Source organism: Pararhizobium sp. DWP3-4, assembly GCF_049898205.1.
In the GTDB taxonomy this organism is placed as follows: domain Bacteria; phylum Pseudomonadota; class Alphaproteobacteria; order Rhizobiales; family Rhizobiaceae; genus Pararhizobium.
Map to the genome: position 1 here is coordinate 171196 of NZ_JAFCXF010000002.1, position 12432 is coordinate 183627.

Annotated in this window: 13 protein-coding genes; 4 read left to right on the forward strand and 9 right to left on the reverse strand. The window is 60.9% G+C overall.

Annotation, left to right across the window (positions count from 1 at the left end; genetic code table 11):
• Positions 1-138: 138 nt before the first annotated feature.
• The 6 genes from ACP7E6_RS06025 to coxB all read right to left on the reverse strand — a co-directional run bounded on the left by ACP7E6_RS06025 (position 139) and on the right by coxB (position 5525).
• Positions 139-1017, reverse strand: a complete 879-nt coding sequence (locus ACP7E6_RS06025; protein WP_426228838.1) for a cytochrome c oxidase subunit 3 — start codon at positions 1015-1017, stop codon at positions 139-141.
• Positions 1018-1082: 65 nt separating this feature from the next.
• A complete protein-coding gene (locus ACP7E6_RS06030) occupies positions 1083-1691 on the reverse strand; it encodes a cytochrome c oxidase assembly protein (protein WP_426228839.1) in 609 nt (202 codons plus the stop codon).
• Positions 1692-1701: 10 nt separating this feature from the next.
• On the reverse strand, positions 1702-1842 hold the full coding sequence (locus ACP7E6_RS06035; RefSeq protein ID WP_113243049.1) for a hypothetical protein: 141 nt from the start codon (positions 1840-1842) through the stop codon (positions 1702-1704).
• Entirely contained in the window at positions 1842-2798 is a 957-nt protein-coding gene (locus tag ACP7E6_RS06040; protein ID WP_426228840.1) for a heme o synthase, read from the reverse strand. The genes ACP7E6_RS06035 and ACP7E6_RS06040 overlap by 1 nt, the downstream gene beginning before the upstream one ends.
• Before the next feature lie 109 nt (positions 2799-2907).
• Positions 2908-4605 (reverse strand): cytochrome c oxidase subunit I, encoded by a 1698-nt coding sequence (gene ctaD / locus ACP7E6_RS06045; RefSeq protein ID WP_426228841.1) that lies wholly within the window; start codon positions 4603-4605, stop codon positions 2908-2910.
• A gap of 35 nt (positions 4606-4640) precedes the next feature.
• Positions 4641-5525: a cytochrome c oxidase subunit II gene (gene coxB / locus ACP7E6_RS06050; RefSeq protein ID WP_426228842.1), complete on the reverse strand. Its 885-nt coding sequence runs from the start codon at positions 5523-5525 to the stop codon at positions 4641-4643.
• 436 nt (positions 5526-5961) lie between these two features.
• Between coxB and ACP7E6_RS06055 the strand changes: the two genes are divergently transcribed.
• Positions 5962-6501, forward strand: a complete 540-nt coding sequence (locus tag ACP7E6_RS06055; protein WP_060636419.1) for an invasion associated locus B family protein — start codon at positions 5962-5964, stop codon at positions 6499-6501.
• Between the two features lie 5 nt (positions 6502-6506).
• Here the strand turns inward: ACP7E6_RS06055 and ACP7E6_RS06060 are convergent, their stop codons facing one another.
• On the reverse strand, positions 6507-6830 hold the full coding sequence (locus ACP7E6_RS06060; protein ID WP_426228843.1) for a type II toxin-antitoxin system PemK/MazF family toxin: 324 nt from the start codon (positions 6828-6830) through the stop codon (positions 6507-6509).
• Positions 6827-7048, reverse strand: a complete 222-nt coding sequence (locus ACP7E6_RS06065) for an antitoxin MazE family protein (protein ID WP_426228844.1) — start codon at positions 7046-7048, stop codon at positions 6827-6829. The genes ACP7E6_RS06060 and ACP7E6_RS06065 overlap by 4 nt, the downstream gene beginning before the upstream one ends.
• A 144-nt stretch (positions 7049-7192) precedes the next feature.
• On the opposite strand from ACP7E6_RS06065, the gene tldD reads away from it, so the two are divergent.
• Positions 7193-8608 (forward strand): metalloprotease TldD, encoded by a 1416-nt coding sequence (gene tldD / locus ACP7E6_RS06070; protein ID WP_426228845.1) that lies wholly within the window; start codon positions 7193-7195, stop codon positions 8606-8608.
• A gap of 65 nt (positions 8609-8673) precedes the next feature.
• Here tldD and ACP7E6_RS06075 read toward each other — a convergent pair whose 3' ends face one another.
• Positions 8674-9936, reverse strand: coding sequence for a D-alanyl-D-alanine carboxypeptidase family protein (locus tag ACP7E6_RS06075; RefSeq protein ID WP_426228846.1), 1263 nt, complete (start codon positions 9934-9936; stop codon positions 8674-8676).
• Between the two features lie 408 nt (positions 9937-10344).
• Between ACP7E6_RS06075 and ACP7E6_RS06080 the strand changes: the two genes are divergently transcribed.
• Together ACP7E6_RS06080 and ACP7E6_RS06085 are read left to right on the forward strand one after the other, a co-directional pair.
• Entirely contained in the window at positions 10345-11238 is an 894-nt protein-coding gene (locus ACP7E6_RS06080) for a hypothetical protein (RefSeq protein ID WP_426228847.1), read from the forward strand.
• A 157-nt stretch (positions 11239-11395) separates the two neighbouring features.
• Positions 11396-12427: a polysaccharide deacetylase family protein gene (locus tag ACP7E6_RS06085; RefSeq protein WP_426229423.1), complete on the forward strand. Its 1032-nt coding sequence runs from the start codon at positions 11396-11398 to the stop codon at positions 12425-12427.
• Positions 12428-12432 lie beyond the last annotated feature (5 nt).

The following is a 12432-nucleotide window of genomic DNA, read 5'->3' on the forward strand; positions in this document are numbered from 1 at the left end:
CCCTGAAGACACCGGTTGTTTCAAATACGAGCATGACCATTTGTATCCGAATAGATACATCTCGTCAATCTCAGCATGAGGGCTGAAACAGAAACGGCCGCATCGCTGCGGCCGTTCGGAAGTCTCGCGTTCAATCGATCACATATGAGCGATCGGGGCACCCCAGCCGCCCCAGACGTAGATCGAGAAGAACAGGAACAGCCAGACCACGTCGACGAAGTGCCAGTACCAGGCGGCGGCTTCGAAGCCGAAATGCTGCTTCGGAGTAAAGTCGCCCTTCAGTGCGCGGATCAGGCAGATGCCCAGGAAGATCGTGCCGACCAGAACGTGGAAGCCGTGGAAACCGGTCGCCATGAAGAAGGTCGCGCCGTAGATCGAATCCTTGAAGGCGAACGGTGCGTGAGCATATTCGTAGGCCTGAACGCCCGAGAACAGGACGCCGAGCAGAACCGTCAGCGTCAAGCCGTTGATCAGACCCTTGCGGTCGCCGTGCAGCAGCGCATGGTGCGCCCAGGTGACCGTCGTGCCGGAGAGCAAAAGGATGACGGTGTTGTAGAGCGGCAGGTGCCAGGGATCGAGAACTTCGATGCCCTTCGGCGGCCATACACCGCCGGTAAAGACCGAGCGCGTTGCCTGGATTGCCTCGCCCGGGAACAGGCTGGCATCGAAATAGGCCCAGAACCAGGCAACGAAAAACATCACTTCCGAAGCGATGAACATGATCATGCCGTAACGCAGGTGCAGCGACACGACGCGGGTATGGTGGCCCTCGTGCGCTTCCTTGATCGTATCAGCCCACCAGCCGTACATCGTGTAGAGCACGACGGCGAGACCGATGAAGAAGAACCACGGATGCGCCCAGTTCAGGCCGAACAGGTGCAGCGTGCCGCCCGAGAGGTATCGCATGTAGCCGACGCCGCCGAAGGCCATGACGAAGGCGCCGATCGAGGCGATCAGCGGCCAAGGGCTTGGATCGATGATGTGGTAGTCGTGGTTTTTCTGGTGCGCATCGGCCATGTGGACTATCCCCGAAAAGTCTTTCTCATGTCGTCATTTCCGGCATAGCCGAAAACTGTGATCTGTCAAAGTTTGTTGTCAGTTTCGCCCGGCTTTACCGTCAGCGCCGCAACCGGCTTCGACGGCTCGCGGGCGTAGAACGTGTACGACAGGGTCAGCGTGTTGATCCCCTTGGTCTCAACCGCCTTGACGATTTCCGGATCGACGAAGAACACCACCGGCATCTTCATGTCTTCGCCCGGCTGCAGCGTCGTCTCGGTAAAGCAGAAGCACTCCACCTTGTTGAAATAGGCTCCTGCCGCCATCGGCGTGACGTTGAAGACCGCCTGACCGGTCGTCGCCTTCTTCGCCATATTGGTTGCTTCGAACTCGATCTGCACGGTTTCGCCGATCTTCAGTTCGATCTCGCGCTGCACCGGTTTGAACACCCACGGCAGGTCGGAGGCGATATTGGCATCGAACGTCACCTTGATCTTCTTGTCGAGAATGACGTCGGAGGCCTGCTCGACGCGCTTGGTCGTGCCATTATAGCCGGTCACCCGGCAGAACATGTCGTAGAGCGGCACGGCTGCATAGGCCATGCCGGTCATGCCGACGACGAAGGCGAGACAGGAGGCGACGATGACGCCGTTTGCCCGCTCCTTCTTCTGCTCTGGCGTTTTGATCGGGGCCATGGTCGTTTCCCTACTGAACCATGCCGTTGCTGAACTTGATCAGCGTCACGACATAGAAAATGGCAACGAGGCCGAAGAGCACGATACCGAGCGCGATATTGCGGCCGCGACGCGATTTCTTCTGGGCGTCCGTGAGTGTCACGAGTTCCATCAGGCAACCTTTCCGGCGGTAAGCCACAGCGTGGCAATCAGATGATCGGCCATCAGCGCGGAGAAGATCGCGAAGAGATAGACGATCGAAAATGCAAACAGCTTCTTGGCAGGCACCATCTTTTCGTCACCCTCCGGCATGCGGTGCACGCCGATCGAGTACCAGATGAACCCGAGACCGAGGGCTGCGGCGAAAGCGCCGTAACCAATGCTCGAAAAGCCGAGTATGGTCGGCACGACGCCGATGATTGCGGTCAGGACGGCATAGATGACGATCTGCGTCTTGGTGGTCGCCTCGCCAGAAACATTCGGCAGCATCGGCACGCCGACGGCGCCATAATCGCGCATCTTGAACAGAGCCAGCGCCCAGAAATGGGCCGGCGTCCAGAGAAACGTGATGAGGAAGAGCACGATGCTCTCGATGGCGATGCCATTGGTAACGCAGGCCCAGCCGATCATTGGCGGGAAGGCACCGGCAGCGCCGCCGATGACGATGTTCTGCGGCGTCGAGCGCTTCAGCCACATCGTGTAGATCACCACGTAGAAGAAGATCGTAAACGCAAGCAGACCGGCCGACAGCCAATTGACGACGATGCCGAGAATGCAGACGGAAAACGCCGAGAGCGTCATGCCGAAGGACAGCGCCTCATTCGCGGTGATCTTACCAGCCGGAATAGGCCGCTTTGCCGTGCGGGTCATGATCGCGTCGATATCAGCGTCGTACCACATGTTGAGGGCACCGGAAGCTCCAGCACCCACGGCGATACAGAGGATGGCAATGAAACCGATGAAAGGATTGATGTGGCCCGGAGCCATGACCATGCCGGCCAGCCCCGTAAACACCACCAGCGACATGACGCGCGGCTTCAGCAGCTCGAAGTAATCGCGCGCAGAGGCTTCGGAGAGACGAACGCCGCCTTCCGTGCCGATCGCCTCGTGATTGTCGATAACCTGCATGTCGTCCAGTCCTTGGAATCGTCCGGCGCGTCTATCGCGCCGTGTTGCCGGGCATTCCCGGCGTTGCGAGAAGCCGCCGTTTCCGGCGGCTTCGGATCACATGCGGCGCTTACTTGATGCGCGGCAGCTGTTCCCACTGGTGGAACGGCGGCGGCGATGTCAGCTGCCATTCGAGCGTGTTAGCGCCCTCGCCCCATGGGTTGTCGCCGGCAACGCGCTTCTTGGAGAAGGCTTCGAAGACGCCGAACAGGAAGATCAGCACAGCGAAGGCCGAGATGTACGAACCGTAGGACGACACGGCGTTCCAGCCGGCATAGGCATCCGGATAGTCGATGTAACGGCGCGGCATGCCGGCAAGGCCGAGGAAATGCTGCGGGAAGAACACCAGGTTCACGCCGACGAACATCACCCAGAAGTGCAGCTTGCCGATGAATTCCGAATACATGTAGCCGGTCATCTTCGGGAACCAGTAGTACCAGCCGGCGAAGATCGCGAACACGGCACCGAGCGACAGAACGTAGTGGAAGTGGGCAACCACGTAATAGGTGTCGTGCAGCGAACGGTCGAGGCCGGCATTGGCGAGCTGAACGCCGGTGACGCCGCCGACCGTGAACAGGAAGATGAAGCCGATCGCCCAGACCATCGGCGTCGTGAAGCGGATCGAACCGCCCCACATCGTCGCAATCCAGGAGAAGATCTTCACGCCGGTCGGCACCGCGATGACCATCGTCGCGAAGACGAAGTAGCGCTGCGTGTCGAGCGACATGCCGACGGTGTACATGTGGTGCGCCCAGACGATGAAGCCGACGGCGCCGATGGCGACCATGGCATAGGCCATGCCGAGGTAACCGAAGATCGGCTTCCTCGAGAAGGTCGAGACGATGTGGCTGACAATGCCGAAGCCGGGCAGGATCAGGATGTACACTTCCGGGTGACCGAAGAACCAGAACAGGTGCTGGAACAGGATCGGGTCGCCGCCGCCTTCAGGCGCGAAGAACGACGTGCCGAAGTTGCGGTCGGTGAGCAGCATGGTGATGCCGCCTGCCAGAACCGGCAGCGAGAGAAGCAGAAGGAAAGCGGTGATCAGGACCGACCAGGCAAACAGCGGCATCTTGTGCAGCGTCATGCCGGGAGCGCGCATGTTGAGGATCGTGGTGATGAAGTTGATCGCACCGAGGATCGACGAGGCACCGGCAATGTGCAGGCCAAGAATCACGAGGTCCATCGAAGGCCCTGGCGTTCCCGCCGTCGATAGAGGCGGATAGACCGTCCAGCCTCCTCCCGAGCCATAACCACCGGCCGGGCCTTCGACGAACATCGACAGAAGCACGAGCAGGAAGGCCGGGATGATCAGCCAGAACGAAATGTTGTTCATGCGCGGGAACGCCATGTCCGGCGCGCCGATCATGATCGGAACCATCCAGTTGGCAAAGCCGCCGATCAGCGCCGGCATGACCATGAAGAAGATCATGATCAGCGCATGCGCTGTGGTGAAGACGTTGAACATCTGCTTGCCGCCGTCGATGGCAGCATCGCCCTCGAAGCCATAGACCATGGACGCCAGACCGTGGAAGATCTGGATACCCGGCTCCTGCAGCTCGGCGCGCATGAAGACCGACAGCGTGCCGCCGATGATGCCCGCGAAAATCGCGAAGATCAGGTACAGCGTGCCGATGTCCTTGTGGTTGGTCGAGAGGAACCAGCGCTGAAAGAAAGTCAGCGGCTTGTGGGCGTGGTCATGGTCATCATGCGCATGGTCATGCGCGTGATCATTACGGTGATCGTGGGTAGTGGTAGTTCCGGCCATCGGCCTGTCCCCCTTCGAAATACTTTTCGGGCGAATTACTGTGCGGCGTTTTCAGCGACGTCTACGGTCTTGGCCGCGCCGTCGATGGAAGCCATGAGTGCCTTGTTCGCCTCACCCACATTGGTGGCGGCGGCAGCGAGCCAAGTGTTGTACTTGTCTTCGCTGACCACACGGATGGCGATCGGCATATAGGCATGGTCCTTGCCGCAGAGCTCGGAACACTGGCCGTAGTAGAGACCTTCGCGCTCAGCCTTGAACCAGGTTTCGTTGAGACGGCCAGGAACGGCGTCGATCTTCACGCCGAAGGCCGGCATGGCGAAGGCGTGGATGACGTCGGCTGCAGTCACCAGAACGCGGACGGTCTTGCCGACGGGAACGACGACTTCGTTATCGACGGCAAGAAGACGCGGATATTCGTGCTTGTCTTCCTTGCCGAGCGTCGCGCGGTCTTCTTCCTTCATCATCAGGCTATCGAAGGAGAGCGGGGTTTCGCCGACCTCGTATTCGTAGGACCAGTACCACTGGTTGCCTGTCGCCTTCAGCGTGATGTCCGGATTTTCCGGCGGCGTCAGCTGCGCGGTCAGAAGCTGGAAGGACGGGATCGCCAGGAACAGGAGAACGACGACCGGGCCAAGCGTCCAGACGATTTCGATTGCCGTGTTATGGCTGGTCTTGGACGGGACCGGATTCTTGCTTTCGCGGAACCGGAACACGATCCAGATCAGCAGCGCCAGGACGAAAAGCGTGATCGGAATGATGAACCAGAGCGTGTAATGCTCGAACCATGTAATTTCTTCCATGATTCCGGTTGCTGCGGTCTGAAAATTGGTCTGCCATGCGACCGGCTTGTCAGCCAAAGCATTCGAAGCAAAGAGCAGACAGGCAATCGATGCCAAAACTGCAAAAGCCTTGTTTTTCACTATAGTGTCTCCCTGGGCGCTTGATCAGGATCAAACCGTAACGCAGAATCCTTAGCCATACTGAAGCGCTTCAAACCACAGTTTGATGAACGCCGCAACATCTGTCCATTCAAGCCCATGCGGCATTTTGCGCAAACGACGCTTTTCACACAAACTGTTAAGGCCCTGCGGGCCTTACGAATACCGCCAGCGCGAGAAGTGGCGCTGTTGGGCTTGAGCATTTACGCCAGTCGCCCCGTCCCTATACCATATATAAGGAGCGACAGGCACTCCCACGGCAGCGTCTTACAGCCTGTATCGGAGCCGACTTGCCGTTTTAGGCCTGTTCAGGAGCCCCATTTCCGCCACACCGGGCTGGAATGTACCGCGCAGGGCTTTTCATTTGCGGCTACGCCCTTCAAGAATAGCCAGACTGATTCTTAAGTTTGAGGTTTACATGGGCCTGTCCCTCCTTTCCCGGCTGCCGATCGCGGCGTTCGGACTTGCTGCCACACTCTTTTCCTACACGGCAGCAGCCCAACAGCCCGGAGCACAACAGCCAGGTACACCCGGCACCGTGAAATCCAACCACGGCGCGTGGTCGATCGTCTGCGACCAGCCGGCGGGGGCAACCGCCGAGCAGTGCGCGCTGATGCAGAACGTCATTGCCGAAGACCGGCCCGAAGTCGGCCTCTCGGTCGTCGTCCTGAAGACGGCGGACCGCAAGGCGAAGATTCTTCGCGTTTTGGCCCCGCTCGGCGTGCTTCTGCCGAACGGCCTTGGCCTCAATGTCGATGGCAAGGATATCGGCCGCGCCTATTTCGTCCGCTGCTTTTCCGACGGCTGCTATGCCGAAGTGGTTCTGGAAGACGAACTGTTGAAAACCTTCCGGTCCGGCGCACAGGCGACCTTCATCGTCTTCCAGTCCCCTGAAGAAGGCATCGGCATCCCCGTCGATCTGAAGGGTTTTGGCGAAGGCTACGACGCGCTGCCGTAAGGCATTCAGGCAAATCCGAGGAATACGGCCAGCAGGCGGTTGACGGAAACCATCGTCTCCGCGTTGAGTTTACCGAACGGCGCGCCGACTTTGTCCCTGCGCATCGTCATCACCTTGTCGACCATAATCTGCGACGGCTTGCGCAAACCGTTTTCGTCGTCGGGCTCGACGGAAAGGCGCAGAAGCGGCGTATCCTGCAGTGTTCCCGAAATAAGCAATACGGTCACTGTCGGCGCCTGGTCGAAGAGATCGGATTGAATGATCAGCGCGGGACGCGGTTTGCCGAAATCCCCTGGCAAAGCGATGGTCACAAGATCGCCCCGCTTCATTCTTCGATCTCGCTCAGATCGGCAAAAGCGGCATCCATAAATCCCGCAAGGTCATCATCTGCGGCCTCGGCCTGGGCAATGACCATGGATTGGCGCCGGCACTCGGCTGCAAAACCCGCCTTTCGGGAATCCGGCACCCAAATCTGCAGCGGCCGAAGACCGGCCGCCCGCATGGCGTCCCTTCTCTGCTGAACACGCTCGCTCAAAGCCTTTGCCATCTGCGTCAGCTCCTATTCGTTACATGTAACATAATCCCCCGAACCGGCCTGTCAATAATAACGGCTGACCCCGCACTCAAAACTTGCGGCCATGGTGACGCGTCTCTACATGGGAACAATCATACACGTTGCGGAGCTTCGCCCATGAACACCGATCTCATCAAACTGTTCGACAGCGACGAGGCTGCCATTCGCGAGGTATTGGCGCAGACATTGGCGGGCGCCGATGACGGGGAACTGTTCATCGAGCATAGCCAGTCGGAATCGCTGTCCTTCGACAATGGCCGTCTGAAGGGCGGCAGCTTCAACACCGACCAGGGGTTTGGCCTGCGCGCAGTCGCCGGCGAAGCGGTCGGCTATGCGCATGCGGGCGATCTGTCGCTGTCGGCGCTGAAGCGGGCGGCCGATGCGGTCGGCGCCGTCACGCGCGGTTATTCCGGCACGTATGCCGCAGCCCCCCAGCGCACCAACAAGAAACTCTATGGCGACGAGAACCCGATCGGCGAACCGAGCTTCGAGGCCAAGGTTTCGCTGTTGCAGGAGATCGACGCCTATCTGCGCGCCAAGGATCCGAAGGTCCGGCAGGTCACCGCCTCGATCGCCGCCAGCTGGCAGGTGGTCGATATCCTGCGGGCCGATGGCGAGCGCATGCACGATATCCGCCCGATGACGCGCCTCAACATCTCCGTCGTGGTTGGCGAAGGCGACCGGCAGGAAGCCGGCTCCTATGGCGTCGGCGGCCGTCGCGGCTTTGGCGATTTTGTCGCTGTCGACAACTGGCAGCGCGGCGCCGACGAAGCCCTGCGCCAGGCCCTGGTCAATCTCGAAGCCATCGATGCGCCGGCCGGCACCATGGATGTGGTGCTGTCCTCCGGCTGGCCGGGCGTCATGCTGCATGAGGCGGTCGGGCACGGGCTGGAAGGCGATTTCAATCGCAAGAAGACCTCGGCCTTCGCCGGGCTGCTCGGTCAACAGGTCGCGGCCAAGGGCGTGACCGTCGTCGATGACGGCACGATCGAGAGCCGCCGGGGCTCGCTGACCATCGATGACGAGGGAACGCCTTCCGCCTATAACGTGCTGATCGACGACGGCAAGCTGGTGGGCTACATGCAGGACCGCCAGAACGCCCGGCTGATGGGCATGAAGGCGACCGGCAACGGACGGCGCGAATCCTACGCGCATGTGCCGATGCCGCGCATGACCAACACCTATATGCTCGGCGGCGACAAGAGCCCGGAAGAGATCATCGCTTCGGTCAAGAAGGGCATCTATGCCGTCTCGTTCGGCGGCGGCCAGGTGGATATCACCTCCGGCAAGTTCGTCTTCGGCTGCACCGAAGCCTACCTGATCGACAATGGCAAGATCGGCGCGCCGGTAAAGGGCGCCATGCTGATCGGCAACGGGCCGGATGCGATGCAGCGGATCACCATGATCGGCAACGACATGAAGCTCGATACCGGCATGGGCAATTGCGGCAAGGGCGGCCAGTGGGTGCCCGTCGGCGTCGGCCAGCCGCATCTGCGGATGAACGAAATGACGGTCGGCGGCACGCAGGCCTGATCGGTTTTTTTGGCGAAACCCGGCGGCGATGAGCGCCGGGTGCCGACCTTCAGATTACCCTCCCCTCAGCCGCGCGCCGGCAAAAGCATGCAGTCGTAGGAGTGCCGCTTCAACCAGTCGCAGGCAGCATCGGCCTCCTCGCGGCTATCGAACCCGACGAACCGGGCGCGGTAGATGGCGCCGGCGCCGTTACCGACAGCCTCCGTATAGGGCGAGGCTGATTTCAGCGTCTTTCCCGCAACCGATCTTGCCTGCGCCAGCAGCGCACGCGCTGCCTCTTGCGTCGGTGCGGCCGAAATCTGGATTTGCCAGGTGCCTGCAGGCAAGACGTCTGCGGTATTCTCAAGCTCGTCGATGACCGCTGGACGCTCGGCCGGGATTGTCGCGTGCGACGCGGCGATCAGCGCCGCAACGGCATCGCCGCCCTGGCGCGTGGGCGCGGCAAAGGGCAATGGGACATCGGATGCGCCAATGGCAGCGACCTCCACGGTGCCACGGGTCTTGGCCGCAGCCACCAGCGTGCGGCTGGCCGCGTTCGAAGCCTTGCCCAGATGGCGGTCCAGAAGGGCTGCCATCCTGTTGTCTCGGCTTTTGGCGGTACGGCCACCGAGCACCACGCCGACCACGCGCCGGTTGCCGTGGCGCACGGCGCTGACCAGGTTGAAGCCCGAGGCATTGGTATAGCCGGTCTTGATTCCGTCCATGCCGTCATAGCGATACATCAGGTTGTTGTGGCCGCGAACCTTGCGGCCGCGAAAGACGAAGCTCTGGGTGGCAAACAGTTTATACTCCCGGGGAAAGTCGCGCATCAGCGCGATCGCCAGCGTCGACATGTCGCGTGCCGTCGTTACTTGGGCACCGGCCGGCAGGCCCGAAGCGTTGATGAAGACGGTCCGGCTCATGCCCAGCTGGCGCGCCTTCCGCGTCATCGCCTTGGCAAAATTGGCTTCCGTGCCCCCGAGCTTCTCGGCCATGGCGGCGGCCGCGTCGTTGCCGGAGCGGACGATCATGCCGAGCACCGCCTCGCGAACGGTCAGCGACGTGCCGGCCTTGAGCCCCAGCCGCATAGGCGGCTTGGCCGCCGCCGTCTTCGACACCTTAATCGGGGTATCCCATCTGATCTTTCCACTGCGCAGGGCCTCGAAGGTGAGGTAGAGCGACATCATCTTGGTCAGCGAGGCCGGATGGTTGAGCGTGTCGGGATTTTCCGCAGACAGCACTTTGCCGGTGCGGGCGTCGATGATGATCGCGGCGCTGCCCGCCCACGCCATGGCCGGTCCGGATGCGAACGCCAGGATCGCCAAAAGCAGGCATCGGAAAGTCGTCATGTCGGCCCCCATTTCGAAGGCACCCGCACCCGGGCGCGCACTTGTATCGTTTTGCGACAGAGCCGTGGCTTTGCTGCAACTTTGCGGCGGATTGCGGTTTTACGCGACGACTTTTACCGCAGTGGTAAACGAAGATTTAACGTTGAGCCCGTTCGGCGGGCCTTGAGCGATCAGGAACCGCCGGACAGGACCTTTTCTCCCGCGACCGCGCCATTTTGCGATTTTCATCGGTCGCGGAACCAAACTCACTTGTCCGCGTTAACCGGGCACGCCGCATAACCGACTGAAATTGCGGCCTGTTCAATGCAAGTGGAGATACATCATGGGACGCGGAATTTTGCTCTGGCTGCTGGGGATTCCGATCCCTATTATCATTCTTCTCGCTCTGTTCTTCCGATAGGTGGCGCGATGACAATCCCGGTTTCAACGGTACCAGCCGGCACCACCATCGAATCATCGGATTCCGCCGTGAGCTGGGGTGCAATTATCGCAGGCGCCGTGGGTGCGGCTGCGATCACGATCGTTCTGACGCTGCTCGGCTCCGGCATTGGCCTCAGCATGGTCTCCCCATTCTCATCGCAAGGCGCGTCCTTGACGACCTTTGCCATAACCACGGCGATCTGGCTGATCATCGTGCAATGGGCGTCTGCCGGTTTCGGCGGCTATATCGCCGGCCGTCTGCGGACGAAATGGACGGGTGTCAACCGCGATGAAGTGTTCTTTCGTGACACTGCGCACGGCGTCCTCGCCTGGGCCTTAGCGACATTGATCGTCGCCGGTGCCCTGGGTTCAGCCATCTCCGCGACAGTCGGTGCCGGCGTGCAGGCAACTGCAACCGTGACCGCCGGTGCTACGGCCGCAGGTGCTGCGGCAGCTTCGTCGGATGCGGGCAGCAATGCGACGTCCTACTTTGTCGATAGCCTGTTGCGACCGGCCACCCCGGCTACCGCACTTGCCGGTACCGCTGCCGACGACACGGCAGGCCAGATCTCGCGCATCCTTTTCACCAGCGCCGCAAACGGTGAAATGTCGGCTGGTGACCGCACCTATCTCGATCAGCTAGTCGCAGCCAAGACCGGTCTTCCGGAAGCGGAAGCCAAAGCCCGTGTCGATGGCGTCTTGAAAAGCATCGATGATGCCAAGGTGGCGGCGACCGAAGCTGCGGAGACGGCACGCAAGGCCAGCGCGTCCATCGCCCTGTTCGGCGCCCTCTCCCTGCTGATCGGCGGTTTTGTTGCCGCTGTTGGGGCAGCCCTTGGTGGTCGCCAGCGTGACGAAGTTGATGGCGTCCTGGCTCGTTAACAGCACGCAGCTCCTACAATAATGGAAGGCGGATCGTTAAAGCGGTCCGCCTTCTTCGTTTTCCAACGGCCCGCCACTCTGCCATTCAGCCGGTGTTAACGCCGCCGCCGCTAAGGTTCCTTCTCGACATTTACGCCGGGGAACACTCTTGAAAACCATGCTGCGACAGGCTGCCAAACGTTCGGCCATTACCGGCGGCCTGACGATCGCCGGGCTGTTGCATTCTCTTGGATTGATGCGGCAGGCGCGCGGGCGCGGCGCGATCTTCACGCTCCATCACGTCCGACCGAAACAAGCCCGTGCCTTTGATCCCAATGCCCATCTGGAGATCACGCCGGAATTTTTGGATATGACCATCACGGTGTTGAAACGCGACGAATACCGGTTCATCGCCCTGGATGCCTTGCCGGCCCATCTCGCTTCCGGCGACCGCCGGCCGGTTGCTATTTTCACGCTGGATGACGGCTATCGCAACAACCTCGACCATGCCGCCCCGATTTTCTCCAGGCACGGTGTGCCCTTTACCGTGTTTGTCGCCGGCGGCTTTATCGATCGCACCCATACGCTCTGGTGGGAAACACTCGCCGATCTGCTGGAGGGGCAATCGCAGCTGAGTTTCGACTTCGGCGCAGGCAAAGAAACTGTCGCGCTCGGCAGCCTGCATGAGAAACAGGCAGCCTTCGACAGGTTCGCCGACTTCGTTCATTCGATCGACGAAGCCACCGCGATCGCCCGCTTGAACCAGACGGCCCAGACACTCGGAATCGATGCCATCAAAATAACCGCCGCTATGACGCTGGACGAGGCCGGCCTCAAGGCGCTGATCGAAAATCCGCTCGCCAGCCTTGGCGCGCATACGATCAGCCATCGTTCAGTGACGCGCCTGAGCGACGAAACGGCGCGCGCGGAAATAGACCTTTCGGCCCGGAGGGTGGAACAGATCACCGGATACCGGCCAAAATCGCTTGCCTATCCCTATGGCTTTGCCAGCGCGGTCTCGGCCCGCGACCACCGGCTGGCCGCCAACCTTGGCTTCACCACCGCCGTGACGACGCAACCGGGAACGCTGTCCGATACAGTCAACACCGCGGCCCTACCGCGCATCTCGCTCAACGGCCATTTTCAGAAGGCGGGCTATGTCAGCGCACTGGCATCGGGCATCGCCTTCAAGCTGATGGGAATGCGCTAAGGGGG

Coding starts and splice junctions, on each gene's coding strand:
- ACP7E6_RS06025 (WP_426228838.1), bottom strand. CDS start 1,017: ATGGCCGATGCGCACCAGAAAAACCACGACTACCACATCATCGATCCA.
- ACP7E6_RS06030 (WP_426228839.1), bottom strand. CDS start 1,691: ATGGCCCCGATCAAAACGCCAGAGCAGAAGAAGGAGCGGGCAAACGGC.
- ACP7E6_RS06035 (WP_113243049.1), bottom strand. CDS start 1,842: ATGGAACTCGTGACACTCACGGACGCCCAGAAGAAATCGCGTCGCGGC.
- ACP7E6_RS06040 (WP_426228840.1), bottom strand. CDS start 2,798: ATGCAGGTTATCGACAATCACGAGGCGATCGGCACGGAAGGCGGCGTT.
- ctaD (WP_426228841.1), bottom strand. CDS start 4,605: ATGGCCGGAACTACCACTACCCACGATCACCGTAATGATCACGCGCAT.
- ACP7E6_RS06055 (WP_060636419.1), top strand. CDS start 5,962: ATGGGCCTGTCCCTCCTTTCCCGGCTGCCGATCGCGGCGTTCGGACTT.
- ACP7E6_RS06060 (WP_426228843.1), bottom strand. CDS start 6,830: ATGAAGCGGGGCGATCTTGTGACCATCGCTTTGCCAGGGGATTTCGGC.
- ACP7E6_RS06065 (WP_426228844.1), bottom strand. CDS start 7,048: ATGGCAAAGGCTTTGAGCGAGCGTGTTCAGCAGAGAAGGGACGCCATG.
- tldD (WP_426228845.1), top strand. CDS start 7,193: ATGAACACCGATCTCATCAAACTGTTCGACAGCGACGAGGCTGCCATT.
- ACP7E6_RS06075 (WP_426228846.1), bottom strand. CDS start 9,936: ATGACGACTTTCCGATGCCTGCTTTTGGCGATCCTGGCGTTCGCATCC.
- ACP7E6_RS06080 (WP_426228847.1), top strand. CDS start 10,345: ATGACAATCCCGGTTTCAACGGTACCAGCCGGCACCACCATCGAATCA.
- ACP7E6_RS06085 (WP_426229423.1), top strand. CDS start 11,396: ATGCTGCGACAGGCTGCCAAACGTTCGGCCATTACCGGCGGCCTGACG.